Source organism: Afipia sp. GW822-FHT04G07, assembly GCF_058800765.1.
Genome location: NZ_JBXAMP010000001.1, coordinates 1,144,065 through 1,165,384, shown reverse-complemented (window position 1 = coordinate 1,165,384; position 21,320 = coordinate 1,144,065). Strand labels below are relative to the sequence as shown.

Here is a 21,320-nt window from a genome sequence, read left to right as displayed (position 1 = left end):
CTCCAGCCACGACAGGTCTTGTTTTGCAACATTTCGCCTTGCCCCGACGGTCGTCGCATATTCTGGTTGCTCTTGCTTTTTTGAGTGCGGCGGTCATTCCGACCAATGGCGTGGCGGAGACCATCGGAAAGCCAAACCCGGACAAGGCGGGCTTCTCCAGTCCGCGGCTTGCCCGCATCACCGAGTATTTCAACAACGAAGTGGCCAAGGGGAAAATCCCCGGAGCCATCGTGCTGATCCAGCGCCACGGTCAGCCAGCCTATTATCAATCCTTCGGCGTGCGCAGCGTCGCGACCAAGGCGCCGATGACGCCCGACACCATCTTCACGCTGTTCTCGATGACCAAGCCGATCACGTCGGTCGCGGCGATGATTCTGGTAGAGCAGGGCAAGCTCGCGCTCGACGATGAGGTCGGCCAGTACATCAAGGGATTCTACGACATCAAGGTCGGCGCGGAAAAACCCGGACCGGATGGCAAGCCTGTGCTCGATCTGGTCGCGCCGAAGCGTCCGATCCAGATTCACGATTTGCTGCGGCACTCCGCCGGCATTCCCTACGCATCGCTGGCCTACGGCGTAGTGAAGAAGCCTTATGAGGACGCGGACTTGATGTCCGGAAAATTCAACAACGCGGAGGTTGCGGACAAGATCGCGGCGCTGCCGTTGATCAGCCAGCCCGGCGAATACTGGACCTATGGTCACGCCACCGACGTCCTTGGCCGGGTGATCGAGGTCGTCTCGGGAAAGACGCTCTATCAGTTCGAGAAGGACAACCTGCTCGATCCGCTCGGCATGGCGAACACCAGTTTCTTCGTCACCGAACCGGCAAAGCTGGCGTTGCTCGCCGAGTCGCTGCCCAACAAGTGGGACAAGCTCGACCGCGATCCGCGCGTCGTGACGAAATGGGAGGCTGGCGGCGGCGGCATGGTGTCATCCATCGCCGACTACGCGCGCTTCCTGCAAATGCTGCTGAACGGCGGCGAACTCGGCGGCAAGCGCATTCTGGCGCGCAAGACCGTGGACTTCATGACGTCGAACCACATCGGCGGATCGACGGGTATCAAGCCGTGGGTCTATTATTTTCCGGGCGGGGGTTATGGTTTCGGGCTCGGCGTTGCCGTGCGAACCGACGCTGGCGTCAGTCACTGGGCCGGCTCGGTCGGCGAGTACGAGTGGAGCGGCGGCAGCGGAACCTATTTTCTGGTCGATCCGAAGGAAGACATGTTCGCGATCCTGATGATCCAGTCGCCGTCCCAGCGCGGCCGGATTCAGTCGGCGCTGAAAAGCCTGGTGTACGGCGCGCTGAAGTAGCGGCCGGAATTCGTGCAAACAAAAAGGCCGCCCGGGTGGGGCGGCCTTTCGTATTTCTGTCCTGCTGAAACAATCAGCGTGAGTAGAATTCGATGATGAGGTGCGGCTCCATCTGAACCGGGAACGGCACTTCCGAAAGACCAGGAATGCGAACGACCTTGGCGACCTGCTTGCCGTGATCCACTTCGAGATAGTCCGGCGTGTCGCGCTCGCCGAGCTGGTTGGCTTCGAGTACGAAGGCGAGCTGCTTGGAGGATTCCTTGATCTCGACGACGTCGCCAACCTTGACCTTGTAGCTGGCGATGTTGACGCGCTTGCCGTTCACCTTGATGTGGCCGTGGTTGATGAACTGGCGCGCGGCGAACATGGTGGCGACGAACTTCGCGCGATACACCACGGTGTCGAGGCGGCGCTCGAGCAGGCCGATCAGGTTCTCACCCGAGTCGCCCTTCAGGCGGCTGGCTTCGACGTAGATGGCGTGAAACTGACGCTCGGAAATGTTGGCGTAATAGCCCTTGAGCTTCTGCTTGGCGCGGAGCTGCGTGCCGAAGTCGGAGAGCTTGCCTTTGCGGCGCTGGCCATGCTGGCCGGGGCCGTATTCGCGCTTGTTGACGGGGCTCTTTGGGCGGCCCCAGATGTTCTGGCCCATACGGCGATCGATCTTGTACTTCGCCTCACTACGCTTAGTCATCGCGTCCTCTTTTCAAAAGTTAGGTTTTTGAGGAAACGCGCCCTCCTGTGTAACGGGACTAATCCCGGTACCGACAGGTCCGCCTCATAAGCTTGACGAGGAGGACCACGGGTCGCGAAACGCAACGCGGGCCGAAAACGGCCCGCGAGCAAGGGGGTTCTATGAAAAAACCCCCGCGAAGTCAAACAGATCAGCTCATTTCGCGGGCGCCGGGGAGGCCAGCGGCTTGGTCTTGTCCACGACGTAAACCCCCAGCACTTTCATGGGCTTATCGCCATGAACGGCGGCATCGTGAACTGCGCCTGCTGGAATCTGGTAGGATTCGCCGGATTTCAGCGTCTTGTCGGGCTGGCCGTCGATCGACAGCACAAGCTCGCCTTCCAGAACATAGCCGGTTTCGATACCGGGATGGGTATGGCGGCCGGCCTTCACGCCGGGTGCCAGTTCGGCGATGCCGACCACGGTGTTGTAGCCCTCGGGGAAGGCGACAGTCTGGAGCGGCGTGCGCTTGATGCCCGCGGGCGGCTGCTGCGCCGAAGCTGCGCCAATGCCGGCGAGAGCGAGAACGGAAACGCAAAGCATTGTGGTCTTGAGCATGGTGTCCTCCATTGCTGCTCTCTTTGCGGAACAGCGTGCGCGGAGGCTAGCAGCCGGACGGTACCGGCGGAAGGGTTCTACGCATCAGCCCACGAGGCTCGCGCCGAAGAACGGCTCCAGCGCCTTGGCCAGGACCGGATTTGGCGCCTGTCCAGAGGTGAAGGCGATCCGCGCCCGCAGCATATCGCCGTGGCCATTGGCCGGGCCGAGCAGGTCGCTCACGCGGCGCGCGATGGCGGGAGCGGGGTCGATCCAGTCCACGCGCCACGGCGCCAGCGCGAGCATCTGGTCGATCAGCAACGGATAGTGCGTGCAGGCCAGCACGACGGTGTCGGTCCGTGCATCACCATTCAGGAAGCATGGCGCGATCTCGGCCGCGATGGCGTCGTCGCTGACGCGCTCTCCCCGCAAGGCGGCTTCCGCCAGACTGGCGAGATTTTCCGCACCCACCAGCGTCACGTCGCAGCCGTGGGCGAAATCGGCGATGAGCTTTTTGGTGTACTCGCGCTTCACGGTGCCCTTGGTACCGAGCACCGAGACGCGCTTGGTTTTTGACGAGGCGCAAGCGGGCTTGATGGCGGGCACTGTGCCGACGAACGGCACGCTGTAGGCCTGGCGCAAATGGGTCATCACCAGTGTGGACGCCGTATTGCAGGCGATCACGACGAGGTCCGGCGCATGTCTGGCGATCAGATCCCCGACCACCGGCACGACACGGGCGACGATCTCGTCCTCGGTGTGCTGGCCGTAGGGAAAATAGGCATCGTCCGCCACGTAGACATAGCGCGCGCCCGGCCGCAATTTGACGATCTCGCGGAATACGGTGAGACCGCCGAGGCCGGAATCGAACACAAGTATCGTGGGCGCCTGGGACACAAAAGCCATGATAGCCGATCTGCGGTTACCACTTTGTTGTAATCGGGGCGCTCACACCGGCTGAAGTGGCCGATGTGGCTCGGCGGGCAGCACAACCCGGACGCTGTCGCCGGGACGGACGTCGCCGTCAGCCAGCACCACGCTCATGACGCCGGCTTTGCGGATCAGGTTGCCGTCGGCGTCTTTATCGAGCGTCGCGGCCATCAGGCCTTTCTGGAAACGGTCGATCTGGATGCAGGGGTTGCGCAGGCCGGTGACCTCGACAACGGCACTGTCGCCGAGATGCAGCCGCGTGCCGGTGGGCAACGCCAGCAGGTCAATACCGTGCGTGGTGACGTTTTCGCCCATGTCGCCGGGCCGGACGATGAAATTCTTCGGCGCCAGTTCGTCGAACAGTTCTTCGTGGATCAGATGGACCTGACGCAGGTTCGGCTGGGTCGGGTCTCTCGCAACACGGGAGCGGTGCTTCACCGTCGCGCCCATATGCGCGTCACCGGCCACGCCGAGGCCGGTGAGCAGGCGAATGCTCAGGCTGTTCGTCTTGCTGAAGTGGTGACCCTTGCGCAGGCTCACCGCGGTGACGACGCCCATCAGATCAGGATGCTCCTTTGATAGCGGGCATGATTTTATCCGAAAACCGGAGCCCACTTTTCGGAATCATGCCCCGAAGACCCGCTTAAAGATCGTATCGACGTGCTTGAAGTGATACGCGAGATCGAATTGTTCCTCGATCTCCTTGTCCGACAGATATTTTTTCACGTCGGCGTCCTTCTTCAACAATGTCATGAAGTCGCCTTCGCCGCGCCAGACCGGCATGGCGTTGCGCTGGACCAGCTTGTAGGCGTCCTCGCGCGACGCGCCTTTCTGCGTCAGCGCGATCAGCAGGCGCTGCGAATGAACAAGGCCGCCGAGGCGGTCGAGATTCTTCTGCATATTGGCTGGATACACCAGCAGCTTTTCAATGACGCCGGCGAGACGATTGAGCGCGAAGTCGAGCGTCACCGTGGCGTCCGGGCCCATCATGCGTTCGGCGGAGGAGTGCGAGATATCGCGCTCGTGCCACAGCACGACGTTTTCCAGCGCGGGCGTCACGTAAGCGCGCACCATGCGCGACAGGCCGGTGAGGTTTTCGGTCAGAACCGGATTGCGCTTGTGCGGCATCGCCGAGGAGCCCTTCTGGCCTTCGGAGAAGAACTCCTCAGCTTCCAGCACTTCCGTGCGCTGCATGTGACGGATTTCGGTGGCCAAACGCTCGACCGACGAGGCGACCACGCCGAGCGTCGCGAAGAACATCGCGTGGCGGTCGCGCGGGATCACCTGCGTCGAGATCGGCTCGACCGCGAGGCCCATGGCCTTGGCGACGTGTTCTTCGACGCGCGGATCGATCTGCGCGAAGGTGCCGACCGCGCCGGAAATCGCGCAGGTCGCGATTTCCTTGCGTGCCGCGATCAGGCGTTCTTTCGCGCGGGTGAATTCGGCATAGGCATAGGCGAGCTTGAGGCCGAACGTGACCGGCTCGGCGTGAATGCCGTGCGAGCGGCCGATGGTCGGCGTCATCTTGTGCTCGAAGGCGCGGGTCTTCAGCGCAGCCAGCACCTTGTCGATGTCGGCGATCAGGATGTCGGCGGCGCGCGACAGTTGCACGTTGAGACAAGTGTCCAGCACGTCGGACGACGTCATGCCCTGATGCACGAAACGGGCTTCGGGTCCGACGATCTCGGCAAGGTGTGTCAGAAAGGCGATGACGTCGTGCTTGGTCTCGCGCTCGATCTCGTCGATACGGTCGACGTTGAAGGTCGCGTCCTTGGCCTTGGCCCAGATGGTCTTCGCGGCGTCTTTCGGAATGACGCCCAGCTCCGCCAGTGCATCGGCGGCATGCGCCTCGATCTCGAACCAGATCTTGAAACGCGTCTGCGGCTCCCAAATGGAGACCATTTCGGGGCGGGAATAGCGGGGAATCATCGCGAACTCTTGGGCTGAAGGGATTACGCCGCGCTTTACCAGATCGTATCCGGCGAGACCACCCTAGAGCCGCGGTTCTGCGCGGAAAATCGGGCCTTTTCGGCCTAAATCGCTTCGCCGCGGGCGGAAGCCGCTGCGGCACGGATCGCGGAAATGTTCGCCTTGTAGCTGTCCATCGTGCCGCCCTTGAACACGGCGGAGCCGGCGACCAGCGCGTTGGCACCGGCAGCGGCGATCCTGGCGGCGTTGTCCGCCGTCACCCCGCCATCGACTTCAATGTCGATGGGCCGTCCGGCGCACATGGCGCGAACCTGCGAAATTTTCTCAAGCTGCGAAGCGATGAAAGACTGGCCGCCGAAGCCAGGATTGACCGACATCACCAGCACAAGGTCGACCATGTCGATGACGTATTCGATAGCGCTGGCGGGCGTCGCAGGATTGAGCGACACGCCGGCCTTCTTGCCGAGCGCGCGGATCGCCTGCAACGAGCGATGCAGATGCGGTCCGGCTTCGGCATGGACCGTGATGTGATCGCAGCCGGCCTTGGCGAAGGCCTCGAGATACGGATCGCATGGTGCAATCATCAAATGCGCATCGAAGATCTTCTTCGAGTGCGGCCGCATCGCCTTGATGACATCGGGGCCGTAGGAAATGTTCGGCACGAAATGGCCGTCCATCACGTCGAGATGCATCCAGTCGGCGCCCGCCTGATCGACAGCGCGGACTTCCTCGCCCAGCTTCGAAAAATCCGACGCCAGGATCGACGGCGCGATAATCAGCGGTCGGGATGCGAGAGGCTGAGACATGGCGTTTCCGGTGCGTCGCTTGGCGTCGTCCGGCCTGATGGGGCCAGCGGTGGCGGACGGTTTCGCCTAACACGCCGCTTGCCCCCGGGCAACGAGAGGCGAGCGGCGTACACAGAAGTTGCGCGGGATGAGCCGCTATTCATGGGCAATTCCTGCCGTTGCGGCAGAAATTGCCGCGTCAGATCGTGTCCTGGAATAGGGAAATCGCACGATTTACAGGGGTTTCGGAGCGGCACGGCAATTGCTGGATATTTCCCGGATAGTTGCGCCGCCATGCGCGCGGCTTTGGGAGTGTTGCGATGATCTTTGCCGCAGGCGCCGTTGGGGCTGCCGCTGCTGCCGCCGGCACAGCGTTGGACTTGCTGTCGACCCTCGCGCCGGGCAAATCCGGCGCGGCGAAGACAGCGGGCGTCAAGCAACCCGGCTCGATCTTCGATCTCGTAGGGCTGTCAACAACCGCGCAGAGTTCCAAGTCCGCTGCGAGCGCGGCGCCCGGCGGCGCTCTTGCACCGTCGACGTTCAATGCGCTGCTGTCGGCCCAGGACGCAAGCCAGCCGCCTTCCGCGAGCGCATCGGATGCATTGAAGAGCCTGTTCACGCAGATCGATGGCAACACCGACGGCAAGATTACCAAGGCGGAATTCGAGGACAAGCTCGGCGCCGGCGGCACCAATACGCAGGCGGCCGACAATGTCTTCGGGAAGATGGACGCCGACGGCGACGGCTCGATCAGCTTCGACGAGATGGCGGCCGCATTGACGAAAAAGAAGGATACGCCACCGCCGCCACCCGCAGCGGCAAATGCGTCGTCGCAATACAATATCATCGACAAGATGGTGCAGCGTCAGACGGACGCGCTCGCCACTGCGGCGAAGCAATCGGTGTCGATCAAGGTTTGATCCACGTAGCCGGCAACCGCCTGCATCCGTAGCACTACGCAGCGGCGGGCCGTTTTCATCAGTCGCTAACCACATCGGCCCGGTAATCACCCACGCGAGATTTTGCGGGGTGATGCGGTGTCGAGAACGATCGTGTGGGCTGGTGTCCTCTGTCTGGCGGCAAATGCCGTACATGCCGAGGATGAATTTGTCGCATCGTTGCGGCTGCGTGGAGGCTACGACACCAATCCGGTGTTCTCGAACGGCGGCGGCATTGGCGGCAGCGCCTTCATCGGCACGGACACCGCGCTTGTCGCCGGCACCAAGGAAAAGGACTACAGCTACGGCGTCGCCGCCGAGGCGGGTACGACGCAATATGCCAATCCGCTCGCGCTGCCCGCGCTAACCGGAAAGGTGGTGCTGCGCGGAAGCTACGGCGATGACACCGCGAACATCTCATCGACAACCACGATTGCCGACACCAACACCTACAATTTGCGCTCGTCTGATCTCGTGCAGTCTCTCAAGGGCGAGGCGAGGTTCGGCGCGATCAAGGTATTCACCACCGTTGAGGGCGCGCGCTCGACGCTGAACCAGAGCAACGCGATCTTTCAGGATTTCCTGCCGACCCCTCATGTCTACCTGCGGGGCACCGTGATTCCCGGTGTCGCCTGGGTGCGGGACAATCTCGAAATTGGCACGTCGCTCAATCTGTCGGTGCGGCGCTATCAGCGCGAGTTCGACGATTTCGGCTATCGCCGCGACAACGAGCGCATGCAGCCATACCTGTTCGCGAAATACGAAGACAAGGATATCACCGTCTTTGCGTCGGTCTCGCAGTTGCGCGGCACGTTCCACGATGTCGATTTCACCAATGTCAATGCGACACTGTTCGATGGCAGCCTGTCGTGGCGCATTGCGCCGTTCAAGGTCGACCTTGCCGCGTACCGCCGGGCCGGGGAAACCACGTTTCCGATTTCGCCGATCACGCTCGATACGGCCTACACCGCGCGGGCGAGCTGGCAGGTCGAGCCGAAGCTGACGCTGACAGCTGCGGTTGGCTACGCCACCACCGACTATCTGGATTCACGTTTCAGCCAGCAGGTGCTGACCTATGGCATCGGAGCATCGCACGATCTCGGAGGCGGCTACGCCATCGGCCTCGATCTGACGCGGGCGGAGGGCACGTTGATCTCGGGCGGCAAGGCGAGTGCGATCATTATTAGTTCGTCGCTGACGAAGAAGTTCACGCCGTTTGCGAAGGATGAGATTGCAAAAGATGCACAAAAAGAAAACCCCGTGACCAAGGGCTAGAGGTGACAGTCTGATCCAGCGGGGGCGCCGGACCAGACTGTCGCGCGAACGAGGTTTGGGAGGTGGGGTTCTCGTCCGCGATCGTGCAGTGGCCTAAATGTCAGTGACCGCAGCCGCACCCGCCGCCGAGCAAGCCGCCAAGGACACCGCTCTTGCCGAGCACCGCGCCGAGAACGCCGCCCTTGCCGGTGGTCACTGCGGCGTTGACGACGAGAGCGCCCCGGCCATCGAGCAGACCGAGCACGCCGCCTTTGCCGGTGAGCACGTTCGCTCCGACGTTCAGGCCTTTGCCTCCGCCTGCGAGCGCGGGGGCGCTGATGAACGCCGTCGCGAGAACGAGCGCACAGAGCATTTTCTTCATGACGTTTTCTCCACTGTTACGTGCGCGTCGTTGCGCACGCAGCGGACCGTATTGCGGAAAATGCTCTCCGCAATTGAAACGCAAAGATAACCTTAAACGGCGGGGGTTTTCTGCATTTTGCGACCGCATGATGCGCAGTTGCTTACGTGAATTCCCGTAAGCTGCGTCAGGCGCAAATCAGTCACTTTTCAAAACGCATTTTCCACGACGGCAACGCGCCGGCGAATGGCAGCGCCTTTGCTTCATAGACACCGCGCGCGATCGCGCGCGCGATGACGTTGGCAGCGACTGCTCCGAGTTCGGTCAGGCCGTACAACGGATCGATGGGCTTTTCGCAGGTTGCCGCCGCGAACACGGCATCGCCATCCAGCGGCGCGTGTACCGGATAGATCGCGCGCGCGAATCCGGTCTGCGAGATTATCGCCAGCCGCTTTGCCTGGGCCTTGGTGAGGATCGCGTCGGTGACGACAACGGCCAGCGTCGTATTCTCGATGGCTGTCGCCGCGGGACCGCCCTTCAGCCGCATCGCGAGCATGTCGGGGGTGAAGGATGGCGGCAATCCGCGTCCGCCGAATTCGTTGTCGATCTCGAAGGGCGACGCCCAGAACCAGGGGCCGTCGCCGACATTGACGCTGCCGACGGCGTTCACCGATGCGATGGCGGCGACGCGAATGCCATCTGTTGTGGTGGCAGAGGCGGAGCCGATACCGCCCTTGAAGTTGGCGGTGGTTGCGCCCAACCCCGCGCCGACGCTTCCGAGCGCGAACACTCCGTTCGTCGCTGCTGCGGCGGCTGTGTAACCGAGATCGCGATAGGGCGGAAAGCGGCCCCATGTCTTGTTGCCGCCGTTGAGGATGTCGAATTGCACAGCACCCGGAACGATGGGAATCAGGGCATCGCCCACCGCGAAGCCCCGGCCATGCTCTGCGAGCCACGCCTGGATGCCGCCGCCGGCTTCGAGGCCGAAGGCGGAGCCGCCGGAGAGCGCGATCGCATCGATACGCTCGACCGTATTGACGGGATCCAGCAGCGCGCCGTCCCGCGTGCCTGGTCCGCCGCCTCGAATGTCGATCGAGGCAACAGCGGGCTGGTCGAACACGACAGCCGTTACTCCGGAGGCGAGAGCGGCATCGTCGGCATGGCCGACACGGACGCCCGGAATATCGGTGAGCAGGTTCTTCATGGGACGAATCTCCGGATAACGCGCGATCACAACACGGAGAAGGAGCGGCGCGGAGCTTGCATAGCATATGGGCGGCAGTGCAATAAGCGGCATGATCAACGATGTCTCCATTCCCGCCGCGCTTGCCGCTGGCATCATCAGCTTTCTCTCGCCATGCGTATTGCCGCTGGTGCCGCCGTATTTGATCTATCTGACCGGCGCGACCATCGAGCATGTCGCCAATGACGAGGAACAGCGCGCCTCGAAGCGCGCCGTCATGGTGTCGGCGCTGGTGTTCGTGCTGGGATTTTCGACGGTGTTCGTGGCGCTCGGCGCCAGCGCGAGTCTGATCGGGGGGCTGATCCGGGCCTGGTCTGCGCAACTCTCCATCGTCGCGGGCATCGCGATTATTCTGATGGGGCTGCACTTCCTCGGATTGACGCGCATCGGTTTCCTGATGCGAGAGGGACGGTTGCCGATCCCGAAGCCGGTCGGCTTGTGGGGCGCCTATGTGATGGGGCTGGCGTTTGCGTTCGGCTGGACGCCGTGCATCGGGCCGATCCTCGCGGCGATCCTGTCGGTCGCGGCGTCGGAAGCGACGGTGACGAAGGGCGCGGGCCTGCTCGCGGTTTATTCCGCCGGCCTCGGCATTCCATTCCTGATTGCGGCCTTCATGGTGGAGCGGTTCTCATCGGTGCTGGCACGGATGAAAAAACATCTTGCCACCGTCGAGCGGGTCATGGGCGCGCTGATGATTCTGGTCGGGATCGGATTTCTGACCGGCGCGGTGACGAGCGCCAGCATCTGGCTGCTGGAGACGTTTCCGGCATTGCAGAATTTCGGGTAGTTGAAACAGTCAGGCCGGGACAAGTCCCGGCCATGACGTAACTTGATTGGTGAGGGGTGAGGCTAACTCACGACCCCTTCGCCAGCTCGGCGTAGTTGCCCTTGGCGTCCCACTTGTAGACGACATAGTCGAGCAGCTTGATGTCGCCCTTGGCGTCGAACGACAGCTTGCCCAGCACGGTGTCCCATTCGCCGCCCTTGATGGCTTCGACGAGTTTCTTGGGATCGGTGCTGTTGATCTTCTTGGCGGCCTGCGACCAGACCTGGAACGAGGCATAGGTGTAGAGCGTGTAGCCTTCCGGATCGATGCCCTTCGCCTTGAACTTCTCGACGATGGCCTTGGCGGTCGGTTTGTTGCGCGGGTCTGGGCCGAAGGTGAACAGCGTGCCTTCCGCGGCAGCGCCCGTGATCGAAGCGAATTCCTTGTCGTTCATCGCGTCGCCGGCCATCAGCACGGTTTTGAGGCCCTGGTCGCGCATCTGGCGCAGGATCAGCCCGGCTTCCTGATGGTAGCCACCGACATAGACCAGATCGATGTTGTCGCGCTTCAGACGCGAGACGATGGAGTTAAAGTCCTTGTCGCCCTTGTTGTAGGACTCGAACAGCTTCTCCTTGAAGCCGGCGGCGTTCAGCGCCTTCTTGGTTTCGTCCGCGAGACCCTTTCCGTAGGTGGTCTTGTCGTTGAGGATCGCGACGTTCTTGCCGGCGAAGGCTTTCTGGATGTACTGCGCGGCGACGAGGCCCTGCTGATCGTCACGGCCGCAGACGCGCAGCACGTTCCACAATTTGCGCTCGGTGAAGACCGGATTGGTCGAGGCCGGCGTGATCTGGAGGACGTTGCCCTCCGCATAGGCTTCCGATGCGGGAATCGACGACGACGAGCAGAAATGCCCGGCGACGAACTGCACCTTGGAGCTTGCGAGCTTTTCGGCGACCGAACGGGCCTGCTTCGGATCGCAGGCGTCGTCGCCGACTTGCAGGGCTAGCTTCTTGCCGTTGACGCCGCCCGCGCTGTTGAGATCGGCGATGGCCATGTCCGCGCCGTTCTTCATCTGGCGCCCGAACGCGGATTCGCTGCCCGTCATCGGACCGGCAACGGCGACAGGGATATCTTGCGCAAACGCAGCAGTCGACAAGGCAATCGACGCGCCGAGTGCGAGGCCAAGGATGTGGATTGGTTTCATAGGGCAGTCCTCATGCAGGTCTCGATAGGCGCAGCCAACTGGCCCGCCGGGGCGAACAAATCGCGGATATTGTCCGCTGATTTTACCGCCAAGTCATCGGCAAATTTCGCGCCTGCTCAGGAGTTGGCTGGCGCATCTTGCCGCAGCCGCCAGCCGAGGGGGCCGTTTGGCTCGTACAGCCAGTAATACTGTTTCACCATCTGTGACGCGCGGGTGCGCTGAAATGACAGGCAGGCGACCGCAATCAGGATGGCGGTCTCGACGATGTAGGTTTTCGGCTGGAGCAGGGTTTCGTTGAACAGCGCAAAGTGCACGAACCGCACGGCCATCCCCATGGGGATCATGGCGATGACCGCGATCCAGATGCTGCGCCAGGTCAGCGCTATGGCGCGCCCGGCGAGCAGGGCGCAGCCCGCGCCCAGAACGAGGGTGACGAACAGCACCTGAAAAATGGATTCGTTCGAATACAGGTCCATCAGTGCCGGCCTCCCTCAAGATAGGCCGCGCGGATTTCTGGCCGCGCGAGAAGTTCCGCGCCGGTTCCGCTCAGCGTGATCTTGCCATTGACCATCACGTAGCCGCGATGCGCGAGTCTGAGGGCATGATTGGCATTCTGTTCGACGATCAGCACCGTCAGTCCGTCTTGCTTGTTGAGCGTGCGGACGGCGTCGAAGATCTGCCGCGCGATCAGCGGTGCGAGGCCGAGCGACGGCTCGTCCAGCATCAGGAGACGCGGACGGCTCATCAGCGCGCGGCCGATGGCCAGCATCTGCTGTTCACCTCCTGAGAGCGTGCCGCCGCGCTGGGCGATGCGCTCCTTGAGGCGTGGAAACAGCGCGAAGACACGTTCAAGGCTTGCGTTGCGCTCGGCCTCGGTGCTTTCAACGGCGGCGTCCGCGCCCATGCGCAGGTTTTCCGCCACCGTCATGCGCGGAAAAATTCGCCGTCCTTCGGGTGACTGGGCGATGCGCAGCCGCGCGACGTGATGGGTCGGCTCGAAGGTAATGTCGCGGCCGTCGAATTCGATGGTGCCGGCCCGCGCGCGCGGCCGGCCGAACACCGACATCATCAGCGTGGACTTGCCCGCGCCATTGGCGCCGATCAGCGCCACGATTTCGCCGGTCTTGATGTCGAGATCGACGCCTTTCAGCGCTTCGATGTTGCCGTAAGCGGCGACGAGGCCGCGAATGGAGAGGAGGGAGGCCGCACTCACGTTCCGCCCTCCATTACTTCGATGGCGGTTTGCTCGTCGGCGCCGAGATAGGCCGCGATGACTTTCGGATCGTCGCGTATTTCGCGCGGCGTGCCCGCTGCGATCTTGACGCCGTGATCGAGCACGAAGATGCAGTCGGAAATTTCCATCACCACCGACATGTCGTGTTCGATCAACAGAACCGATGTGCCGTGATCCTTGCGGATTGCCAGCAATAATTCGCTCAGCGCGTCGCTTTCGCGCGCGTTCAGACCGGCAGCGGGCTCGTCGAGGCACAGCAGCGACGGCTCGGAACACATCGCGCGCGCGATTTCCAGCCGCCGCTGGTCGCCGTAGGGCAGGTTGCCCGCCGCGTCGTCGGCACGGGCGGTGAGGCCGATGCGGTCGAGCCAGTAGCGCGCAAGCTCGATGGCGCTGTTTTCGGCGCGGCGAAAGCCGGGCGCACCGATCAGGCCGAGGAACGTATAGCCCGACGCGCGCATCAGCGCGTTGTGCTGCGCCACCAGCAGGTTTTCCAGCGCGGTCATGCCCGCGAACAGCCGGATATTCTGGAATGTGCGCGCGACCTTCGCTACTTTCGAGATGCGATAGTCGAACAGCCGCTCCAGCAGAAACTCACGATGGTCGTCGTGGATGAGCCGCATCATGCCGGTGGTCGGCTTGTAGAAGCCCGTGATGCAGTTGAATACGGTGGTCTTGCCGGCGCCGTTGGGGCCGATCAGCGCGGTGATGTCACCGCGCTTCGCCGTGAACGACAGGTCGTTGACCGCGACGATGCCGCCGAAGCGCATCGACAGATGATCGACATCGAGAATGTTGTCTTCGGCCTCGCGTATCATGCGGAAATCATCCTTGGCCTTCCTTGACCATGGTGGATGAAATCTCCGTCGGCTTCTCGAGAAACACCGATGGAGCGCGATGGCCGATCAGTCCGCGCGGCCGCCAGATCATCAGCAGCACCATCGCCGCGCCGAACACCAGCATACGGAACTGTTCCAGTCCTCTGAACAGTTCAAACCCGCCGATCATGGCAAGCGCCGCCAGCGCGACGCCGAGCTGCGAGCCCATGCCGCCCAGCACCACGATCGCCAGCACCAGCGCGGATTCCTGGAACGTGAACGACTCAGGGCTGATGAAGCCCTGACGGGTCGCGAAGAAAGCGCCGGCAAAGCCGCCGAACATCGCGCCGGTGGCGAATGCGGTCAGCTTCGTCGTGGTGGTGTTGATGCCGAGCGAGCGGCACGCGACTTCGTCTTCGCGCAAGGCTTCCCATGCGCGGCCGATGGGCAGGCGGCGCAGGCGGATCGTGACCCAGTTGGTTAGCAGCGCGAGCGCGAGGATCAGGTAGAACAGGAAGACCACGCGATGGGTCGCAGAGAATTCGATGCTGAGCAGGGTAGCGAGGCCGTCATCGGTGTTGGTCAGCGGAATGCCGAAGAAGGTCGGACGCGGAATGCCGGTGATACCGTTGGGACCGCCCGTGACGTGCTGCCAGTTCAGCAGGATCAGACGGATGATTTCGCCGAACGCCAGCGTGACGATGGCGAGGTAGTCGCCGCGCAGTCGCAGCACCGGAAAGCCAAGCAGCACGCCCCAGAATGCCGCGAGAATTCCCGCCAGCGGCAGGCAGATCCAGAACGACAGATCGAAAGTCGTCGCCAGCAATGCGTAGGAATATGCACCGACCGCGTAGAACGCGACGTAGCCGAGATCAAGCAGGCCTGCGAGGCCGACGACAACATTCAATCCCCATCCGAGCATCACATAGGTGAGCACCAGAATGCCGAGGTCGAGGATGTAGCGCTGCTCGTAGAAGATCACCGGCACCAGCAGCGTGAAGACGAGCAGGGCCGGCGCGAGAAACCGGCGCAGCATGGTGATGACGCCGGTGGCGGATTCAGGAACCAGCGAGATGGTTCTGGACGGTCCAATCCATTGTCGAATTAATTCGACAATGATGCTGCCGAAAAACACAGCGGCGACGAGCGCGGCGAGATCGCCGAACCGCGTCCAGTAGATCAACTGGCCTTCTGGTCCGGCCTCGGTGCGAATGCCGATCATCAGCGAAAACAGAACCAGCGCCACGAGGGCGCTGATGAATGACTTCTTGAGGATGAAGGCGATGCCGTGCGGGGCTGCGGCGGCTTTCGGCGCGTGGGCGGCGGAATCGACTGAACGCGCCACGCTGCCTCTCAGACTTTTTCGACTTCCGGACGGCCGAGAAGGCCGGTCGGAAGAAAGATCAGGACGACGATGAGAATCGAAAACGCCGCGACGTCCTTGTATTCGGACGTGAAGTAGGCGGACCAGAAGGTCTCGATCAGGCCGATCAGCAAGCCGCCGAGCATCGCGCCGGGCAGGGAGCCAATGCCGCCGAGCACAGCGGCGGTGAAGGCCTTGATGCCGGCGACAAAGCCCATGAAGAAATCGACCACGCCGTAATAGAGCAGATACATCATGCCCGCGACGGCGGCGAGGGCTGCGCCGATCACGAAGGTCATCGAGATGGTGCGATCGACATCGACGCCAAGCAGGGCGGCCATGGTCTGGTCCTGTTCGCAGGCGCGCATGTCGCGGCCGAGCCGCGTGCGCGCCACGAGCCATGAGAAGATCGCGAGCAGAATGACGGTGGTGACAACGACGATGATCTGGATATTCGACAGCCGCACCACGAAGCCGTCATTCTCGAACAGCGTGTAGCCGCCGGTGATGACGGGCGGCACCGGCTTGACCCGCGCGCCTTGCGACACCTGCGCGAAATTTGTCAGCACGAACGACATGCCGATGGCGGAGAGCATCGGCGCCAGACGGAACGACTGCCGCAACGGCCGGTAGGCAATGCGTTCGACGGTCCAGCCATAGAGCGCGGTGACGGCCATCGCCACCAGCAGCACCAGAAGCAGAATGACGGGGACGACGGTGAGGCCGATCGATACCAGGATGAGAAAGGTAATGAGGGCGATGAAACCGCCGATCATGAAAATGTCGCCGTGGGCGAAATTGATCATGCCGACGATGCCGTAGACCATCGTATAGCCGATGGCGATCAACCCGTAGATCGACCCGAGCACCAGTCCGTTGATGAGTTGCTGGGCGAAATAATCCATGGGCTGCCGTGTTCGAGCGAACAGATCGACACGTCGAAGGCCCCGGCAGCCGGATCGTCGCGTCGTCCCATTTTCTAACAGCGGGAACCGGATGCGGCAACCGGCGCGGGTGCGGCGTGAGGTCGTCGTCCACGACGTTTGCGCTGCGATGGAGAGTTCATGAAGGAACCCGCTGTTCCATTGAAACCAACCGCAGTGACCTTGGTTGGTCTTTCGTTCAACGAAGGAGATGTCAACATGGGCAACCAGAACAATCCGAACCAGAAACCCGGCCAGCAGAGCCAGAACCCGAGCCAGAAGCCGGGGCAGCAGCAGCAAGGCGGCGGCCAAAAGCCCGGTCAGCAGCAACAGGATCCGAGCCAGAAGCCGGGTCAGCAAGGTCAGCAAAAGGGCGGGCACTAAATTAGGGGCATGATCTGATCCGAAAACCGGCATCCGCTTTTCGGGATCATGCCGTAAACGCCCGTTCGGAATGCCAGGAAGATCCCGCCGGAAGGCGGGATTTTCTTTTGGGTGTTCCGTGCCCGTTGTCCACAGGCGAAGCCCGGCCGTTAAGGTTAAGAAACGGTTTAAATTGCCGCTCCGAGTTGAGCGGAGTTAGCTCCGGCCTCACGGTCGGAGTAGGCGGCAATGTCCAGGGATTGGCGGATCAGCACGGTCAACGGCACGCTTCTGGCGTGCTATTTCATTCCGTCCTGGACGATCTCGGCGCTGAAAATCTGGATCTCGCCGATCCGCGGTTTCTATGACCGCACCAACATCGCCGCAGCGTTCTATGTCAGCGACTTTCTCAGCCTTTCGGCAATGGACACGATTCGGGTCGCGTGGCTGCTTGCGCTGGGCAAGGTCATTGTTGCCGCGTTCTTCCTGGTCTTCCTGCTGCTGGTTATTCGTGTCGCGATACGCCGGAAGGGCGGTTGCGACGAGGCGCTGGCTTTTGCGCTGGGCCTCGGCGCGTTCATCAGCATGGCGAGCCTGATTGCGGCATCGAAGGTCGGCGAGATGGCGGCGTTGCGGCTTCACGCCAGCGAGTCGCTGTTGCTGATCGGAGCGGCGATCCTGCTGATCATCGATACCGATCCCGCCGTCGTCGCGTCCCGTGAGGAAGCGACGTCCACCATGCCGCAGCAGGGCTACTTGTCGAGCAGTCCCAATTCCTGAATCACGCCGGCTGATTCCTTAACCGCATGGTTGGCGGTGGGGACGCCGCAGTAGATCGCCTGCTGAAGCAATATTTCCTTGATATCGTCCGGCGTGAAGCCGCCCTCGGTGAGGGCCGCGCGGACATGCATCCGAAACTCATCCCATTGCCCGAGCGCCATCATGGTGCCGATCACCAGCACGCGCCGGGTGCGCTCGTCGAAATGCGGCCGCGTCCAGATTTCGCCCCAGGCATAACGGGTGATGAGATCGAGAAAGTCCGCATTGAACGAGTTTTTGCCTGCCGCCGACTTGTCGACCCAAGCGTTACCGAGCACCTTGCGCCGGCGCTGTGTTCCCTGATCTCGCCGTTGATCGTCGTCCATCGGGTTGCTCTCAGCGTTGGGTCAGGAAGCCGACCACGGCCTCGGTGAAGTTGTGTGACTGCTCAACATTCGAGATGTGTGCCGCATCGAGCAGCGTCATGCTCGCATTCGGGATGTTGCTGCGAATGTACACGCCGGCCTCCACCGGCGTCGCCACATCGTGGCGGCCGGCGATCACCAGTGTCGGCGCCTTGATGCGCGGCAACAGTTCGCGCTGATCGAGCCGGCTCAATGCCTCACAGCAGGCGACGTAGCCTTGCTGCGGTGTGGCGACCAGCATTGCCTTCATGCGCGTGGCGATCTGCGGCTCACGTTCGCGGAAATCCGCCGTCAGCCATCCGGCGATCACGGCATCGGCAATCGAGGCGATGCCGCCTTCGTTCACCGCCCTGATGCGGTTCAGCCAGTTGGTCGGATCGGGATAATAGCAGGACGTGTTGGCAAGGATCATCCGGTCGATCCGTTCCGGCGCGTTGGCGCCGAGCCACTGACCGACCATGCCGCCCATTGAGAGCCCGCACCAGTGGATTTTCTCGATGTTGAGATCGTCGAGAATCGCCAGCACGTCCTTGCCGAAACGCTCCATCGAATAGGGGCCCGGAGGCGCACCGGACTTGCCATGGCCGCGCCGGTCGTAGCGCACCACGCGGTACAGTTTCGTCAGCGCCGCCATCTGCGGCTCCCACATCTGCATTGTCGCGCCGAGTGAATTCGACAGCATGATCGTCGGCCCGCCATCGCGTCCTTCGACCGAGACATTGAGCAAGCAGCCGTCGGCGTCGATCATGGGCATTGAATTTTCTCCGTTTCTTATTTGTGGTCGAGCGACGCGAGCAGCCGGTCGATCATCGTCTGCGATACGCCCTGATAGGCGCGCGGTTCGAACAATTGCTCAAGCGCCTCAGCGCCGAGATAGGCGGTGATGCGCGAATCTTTCGCCAGCACGTCGCGAAGGTGTTGCCTGGTTTCGATCGAAATGCGGCTTGCGGCTTCGACCACGTGATGGGCTTCGCTCTTGCCGACCTTGTCCGCGAGCGCCATCGCGACCGCTTCGGCCATGATCAGGCCGTGGGTCGTGCCGAGATTGGCTTGCATCCGCGTGGTATCGACTTCAAGTCCTTCGGCGATGTCGGCAATGGCCGCAAGTGCGCCGGATGTCACCAGTTGCAGCGTCGGTAATGTCGGCCATTCCGCATGCCAGGGACCCGCGCTTCGCTCGTGCTCCTGCACCTGGGCTGCGAAGATGGTTGCGGCCAGGTTCGGCGCCATGGTCGCCGCGGCCAGAGCGGACGCGGCCGCGACGGGATTGCGTTTGTGCGGCATCGTCGAGGAGCCGCCGCGGCCGGCGGCGGCGGGCTCAAAAGCTTCCGCGACATCCGTCTGCATCATGAGCGACACATCGCGAGCGATCTTGCCGCAGGTGCCTGTGAGAATGGCCAGCACCGAGGCGACATCGGCGATGCGGTCGCGATGCGTGTGCCAGGGGGCGTCCGGCAGCGGCAGCGACAGTTCAATGGCGAGGTGCTCGGCCACCTTGAAACCCTTGTCGCCAAGAGCGGCAAGTGTTCCCGCCGCGCCGCCGAATTGCAGCGCGAGCGTTTCGCCGAGCAGGCGCTTCAGCCTCTGGCGCGAACGATTCAACGCGGCTGCATATTCGGCCAGCTTCAGTCCGAATGGCATCGGCAGCGCGTGCTGCAACCATGTACGTCCGACCATGATCGTTTCGCGATGCTGCGCGGCCAGTTTCGCAAATCCGGCAATGGCGCGGTCGAGATCGGTGGTTAATGCGTTGATGGCCGCCCGCAGGCCCAACATGGTGGCGGTATCGATCACGTCCTGGCTGGTCGCGCCCCAGTGCACGTAGCGCGCGGCGGAAGGGTCCGCCTGAGCGACCTTGGCCGTGAGCATTTTGACCAGCGGGATGGCGAGATTTCCGGCCTGGGCCGCGGCCTCGGCAAGCGCGGTCCGGTCGAAGGCTTCGGCATGGCAGGCGTTTGCGATGCTTGCGACGGCGCTCGCCGGAATCAAGCCCGCCGCCGCCTCGGCTCGCGCAAGCGCATGTTCGAAGTCGAGCATGTGCTGCAAATAAACCTGATCGTCGCACACCAAGCGCATGGCGGCGCTCGACAACAAGGGTGCGAGCAGGGGAGGCAGTGATGAACTCATGATGGGCGGACCCTAACCAACCGGGGAAGGCGTGCCAATAGCGCAATGCACGGCTTGCAATATTGGTACGGTCGAATGCTGAACGAGCCCCTTTCATTTGCGCAGCCAGTGGCTTACTTGGGTATAAGATAAGAGCGTGCCCGGCGCGGCCAGTGAATGGGGAGAACCACCATGGCGATGACGATGACAGGCGAAGTCCAGCTTCCGGCGACTCGCGAAGTGGTGTGGCAGAAGCTCAACGATCCGGCTGTTCTGAAGGCCTGCATTCCGGGCTGCGAGGAATTGAATGTGGCCGGGGAGAATCAGTTCGAGGCGGTCGCCAAGATGAAGGTCGGCCCGGTGTCCGCACGCTTCAAAGGCAAGGTCACGCTGAGCGATTTCGATCCGCCGAACAGTTACAAGATTTCCGGCGAGGGCGAGGGCGGCGTTGCGGGCTTCGCCAAGGGCGGCGCGACGGTGGCGTTGGCGGACAAGGATGGCGGCACGCTGCTGAGCTATAATGTCGACGCCCAGATCGGCGGCAAGCTCGCGCAGCTCGGGCAGCGGCTCATCAACGGCTCGGCCAAGAAGCTTGCTGATGAGTTCTTCGCGAAATTCGCAGAAGCTGTGAAGGCGGGCTGAGGCCGTTTCGGCATATCAGCCCCCCACGCAAATCAAGCCTTCTTGTCCGCATGTGCTGTGCCGCGAGGTTGCTCATTGCCGGAAGGGGCCATATTATCAGTTTGGAACCATTTTAAACGCGTTGGCCGCGCCATGCGGTGCCGCGAAACCTCAGTGCCAGAACCCGGGCGCCAAACCCTGGGTGCCAAGCCGAAAACAAGAGAGTGTTGATGGCCAAGATTTCACTGATCGTGAACGGCAATCCCGTGACGGGCAAGGTCGATTCACGCACGCTGCTCGTCCAGTTCTTGCGTGAGAACCTTCGACTGACCGGCACCCATGTCGGTTGCGACACGTCGCAGTGCGGCGCGTGCGTCGTCCATCTCGACGGCAAGGCCGTGAAGTCCTGCACCACGCTGGCGGTGATGGCCGACGGCCATGAGGTCAGGACCATCGAGGGTCTCGCCGCGGACGGTGCGCCGCTGCACCCGATGCAGGAAGCGTTTCGCGAGCATCACGGACTGCAATGCGGCTTCTGTACGCCCGGCATGATCATGACGGCGGTCGATCTCGTGCATCGCAAGGGCCACGACCTCAGCGATCATGTCATCCGCGAAGAACTCGAAGGCAATCTCTGCCGCTGCACCGGCTATCAGAACATCGTGCTGTCAATCGCGGCTGGCGCAAAGGCGATGGCCAAATCCGATCTCGCATAACGACA

The 21,320-nt window shown here is 62.4% G+C and carries 25 protein-coding genes; 8 read left to right on the top strand and 17 right to left on the bottom strand.

The genetic code is table 11. The annotated features are described in order from the left end of the window. Window positions 1-110 precede the first annotated feature (110 nt). Complete coding sequence (locus tag AC1RKJ_RS05875) at window positions 111-1,310, top strand: serine hydrolase domain-containing protein (protein ID WP_492790137.1); 1,200 nt, start codon at window positions 111-113, stop codon at window positions 1,308-1,310. 73 nt (window positions 1,311-1,383) lie between these two features. Here the strand turns inward: AC1RKJ_RS05875 and rpsD are convergent, their stop codons facing one another. From rpsD to rpe, 6 genes are all read right to left on the bottom strand, one after another. Next, window positions 1,384-2,001 (bottom strand): 30S ribosomal protein S4, encoded by a 618-nt coding sequence (rpsD, locus tag AC1RKJ_RS05870; RefSeq protein WP_492790136.1) that lies wholly within the window; start codon window positions 1,999-2,001, stop codon window positions 1,384-1,386. 195 nt (window positions 2,002-2,196) lie between these two features. Further along, window positions 2,197-2,598 (bottom strand): cupin domain-containing protein, encoded by a 402-nt coding sequence (locus AC1RKJ_RS05865; RefSeq protein WP_492790135.1) that lies wholly within the window; start codon window positions 2,596-2,598, stop codon window positions 2,197-2,199. Window positions 2,599-2,682: 84 nt separating this feature from the next. After that, window positions 2,683-3,483 carry a glutamate racemase gene (murI, locus tag AC1RKJ_RS05860; RefSeq protein ID WP_492790134.1) on the bottom strand — a complete coding sequence of 267 codons (801 nt, stop codon included), beginning with the start codon at window positions 3,481-3,483 and terminating at the stop codon, window positions 2,683-2,685. A gap of 42 nt (window positions 3,484-3,525) precedes the next feature. Next, a complete protein-coding gene (locus AC1RKJ_RS05855) occupies window positions 3,526-4,065 on the bottom strand; it encodes an MOSC domain-containing protein (protein WP_492790133.1) in 540 nt (179 codons plus the stop codon). 66 nt (window positions 4,066-4,131) lie between these two features. Further along, window positions 4,132-5,436 (bottom strand): adenylosuccinate lyase, encoded by a 1,305-nt coding sequence (gene purB, locus AC1RKJ_RS05850; RefSeq protein ID WP_492790132.1) that lies wholly within the window; start codon window positions 5,434-5,436, stop codon window positions 4,132-4,134. A 104-nt stretch (window positions 5,437-5,540) separates the two neighbouring features. Continuing rightward, window positions 5,541-6,242, bottom strand: a complete 702-nt coding sequence (rpe, locus tag AC1RKJ_RS05845; RefSeq protein WP_492790131.1) for a ribulose-phosphate 3-epimerase — start codon at window positions 6,240-6,242, stop codon at window positions 5,541-5,543. 299 nt (window positions 6,243-6,541) lie between these two features. Here rpe and AC1RKJ_RS05840 point away from each other — a divergent pair, with 299 nt between their 5' ends. Both AC1RKJ_RS05840 and AC1RKJ_RS05835 read left to right on the top strand, forming a co-directional pair. After that, window positions 6,542-7,141, top strand: coding sequence for an EF-hand domain-containing protein (locus AC1RKJ_RS05840; RefSeq protein ID WP_492790130.1), 600 nt, complete (start codon window positions 6,542-6,544; stop codon window positions 7,139-7,141). A 117-nt stretch (window positions 7,142-7,258) separates the two neighbouring features. Continuing rightward, window positions 7,259-8,434, top strand: a complete 1,176-nt coding sequence (locus tag AC1RKJ_RS05835) for an outer membrane beta-barrel protein (protein ID WP_492790129.1) — start codon at window positions 7,259-7,261, stop codon at window positions 8,432-8,434. Between the two features lie 100 nt (window positions 8,435-8,534). On the opposite strand, the gene AC1RKJ_RS05830 is transcribed toward AC1RKJ_RS05835, so the two are convergent. Both AC1RKJ_RS05830 and AC1RKJ_RS05825 read right to left on the bottom strand, forming a co-directional pair. Next, window positions 8,535-8,795 (bottom strand): hypothetical protein, encoded by a 261-nt coding sequence (locus AC1RKJ_RS05830; protein WP_492790128.1) that lies wholly within the window; start codon window positions 8,793-8,795, stop codon window positions 8,535-8,537. A gap of 181 nt (window positions 8,796-8,976) precedes the next feature. Next, the gene (locus AC1RKJ_RS05825) at window positions 8,977-9,978 is read right to left on the bottom strand and encodes a P1 family peptidase (RefSeq protein WP_492790127.1); all 1,002 of its coding nucleotides are present in this window, start codon (window positions 9,976-9,978) and stop codon (window positions 8,977-8,979) included. Window positions 9,979-10,069: 91 nt separating this feature from the next. On the opposite strand from AC1RKJ_RS05825, the gene AC1RKJ_RS05820 reads away from it, so the two are divergent. Continuing rightward, window positions 10,070-10,804 carry a cytochrome c biogenesis CcdA family protein gene (locus AC1RKJ_RS05820; protein ID WP_492790126.1) on the top strand — a complete coding sequence of 245 codons (735 nt, stop codon included), beginning with the start codon at window positions 10,070-10,072 and terminating at the stop codon, window positions 10,802-10,804. Between the two features lie 67 nt (window positions 10,805-10,871). On the opposite strand, the gene AC1RKJ_RS05815 is transcribed toward AC1RKJ_RS05820, so the two are convergent. The 6 genes from AC1RKJ_RS05815 to AC1RKJ_RS05790 all read right to left on the bottom strand — a co-directional run bounded on the left by AC1RKJ_RS05815 (window position 10,872) and on the right by AC1RKJ_RS05790 (window position 16,307). Further along, window positions 10,872-11,987 (bottom strand): branched-chain amino acid ABC transporter substrate-binding protein, encoded by a 1,116-nt coding sequence (locus tag AC1RKJ_RS05815; protein ID WP_492790125.1) that lies wholly within the window; start codon window positions 11,985-11,987, stop codon window positions 10,872-10,874. A gap of 116 nt (window positions 11,988-12,103) precedes the next feature. Beyond that, window positions 12,104-12,463, bottom strand: coding sequence for a DUF6867 family protein (locus AC1RKJ_RS05810; protein WP_492790124.1), 360 nt, complete (start codon window positions 12,461-12,463; stop codon window positions 12,104-12,106). Then, a complete protein-coding gene (locus AC1RKJ_RS05805; RefSeq protein ID WP_492790123.1) occupies window positions 12,463-13,200 on the bottom strand; it encodes an ABC transporter ATP-binding protein in 738 nt (245 codons plus the stop codon). Before AC1RKJ_RS05805 ends, AC1RKJ_RS05810 begins: the two co-directional genes overlap by 1 nt. Continuing rightward, complete coding sequence (locus AC1RKJ_RS05800; protein ID WP_492790122.1) at window positions 13,197-14,039, bottom strand: ABC transporter ATP-binding protein; 843 nt, start codon at window positions 14,037-14,039, stop codon at window positions 13,197-13,199. The genes AC1RKJ_RS05805 and AC1RKJ_RS05800 overlap by 4 nt, the downstream gene beginning before the upstream one ends. A 7-nt stretch (window positions 14,040-14,046) precedes the next feature. Beyond that, window positions 14,047-15,384: a high-affinity branched-chain amino acid ABC transporter permease LivM gene (gene livM, locus AC1RKJ_RS05795; protein WP_492790121.1), complete on the bottom strand. Its 1,338-nt coding sequence runs from the start codon at window positions 15,382-15,384 to the stop codon at window positions 14,047-14,049. An 8-nt stretch (window positions 15,385-15,392) separates the two neighbouring features. After that, window positions 15,393-16,307: an ABC transporter permease subunit gene (locus AC1RKJ_RS05790; protein ID WP_492790120.1), complete on the bottom strand. Its 915-nt coding sequence runs from the start codon at window positions 16,305-16,307 to the stop codon at window positions 15,393-15,395. Between the two features lie 159 nt (window positions 16,308-16,466). On the opposite strand from AC1RKJ_RS05790, the gene AC1RKJ_RS05785 reads away from it, so the two are divergent. Next, a complete protein-coding gene (locus AC1RKJ_RS05785) occupies window positions 16,467-16,709 on the top strand; it encodes a hypothetical protein (RefSeq protein WP_492790119.1) in 243 nt (80 codons plus the stop codon). A 228-nt stretch (window positions 16,710-16,937) separates the two neighbouring features. Further along, the gene (locus AC1RKJ_RS05780) at window positions 16,938-17,468 is read left to right on the top strand and encodes a hypothetical protein (RefSeq protein WP_492790118.1); all 531 of its coding nucleotides are present in this window, start codon (window positions 16,938-16,940) and stop codon (window positions 17,466-17,468) included. Here the strand turns inward: AC1RKJ_RS05780 and AC1RKJ_RS05775 are convergent. From AC1RKJ_RS05775 to AC1RKJ_RS05765, 3 genes are read right to left on the bottom strand one after another with little or no spacing between them, the layout of a single operon-like run. Then, window positions 17,441-17,833: a carboxymuconolactone decarboxylase family protein gene (locus tag AC1RKJ_RS05775; protein ID WP_492790117.1), complete on the bottom strand. Its 393-nt coding sequence runs from the start codon at window positions 17,831-17,833 to the stop codon at window positions 17,441-17,443. The genes AC1RKJ_RS05780 and AC1RKJ_RS05775 overlap by 28 nt on opposite strands. Before the next feature lie 10 nt (window positions 17,834-17,843). Then, window positions 17,844-18,626: a 3-oxoadipate enol-lactonase gene (gene pcaD / locus AC1RKJ_RS05770; protein WP_492790116.1), complete on the bottom strand. Its 783-nt coding sequence runs from the start codon at window positions 18,624-18,626 to the stop codon at window positions 17,844-17,846. Window positions 18,627-18,643: 17 nt separating this feature from the next. Beyond that, window positions 18,644-19,999: a 3-carboxy-cis,cis-muconate cycloisomerase gene (locus tag AC1RKJ_RS05765; protein ID WP_492790115.1), complete on the bottom strand. Its 1,356-nt coding sequence runs from the start codon at window positions 19,997-19,999 to the stop codon at window positions 18,644-18,646. A gap of 171 nt (window positions 20,000-20,170) precedes the next feature. Between AC1RKJ_RS05765 and AC1RKJ_RS05760 the strand changes: the two genes are divergently transcribed. Continuing rightward, complete coding sequence (locus AC1RKJ_RS05760; protein WP_492790114.1) at window positions 20,171-20,620, top strand: SRPBCC family protein; 450 nt, start codon at window positions 20,171-20,173, stop codon at window positions 20,618-20,620. A gap of 209 nt (window positions 20,621-20,829) precedes the next feature. Continuing rightward, window positions 20,830-21,315, top strand: coding sequence for a (2Fe-2S)-binding protein (locus AC1RKJ_RS05755; RefSeq protein ID WP_492790113.1), 486 nt, complete (start codon window positions 20,830-20,832; stop codon window positions 21,313-21,315). The last annotated feature ends 5 nt before the right edge of the window (window positions 21,316-21,320 follow it).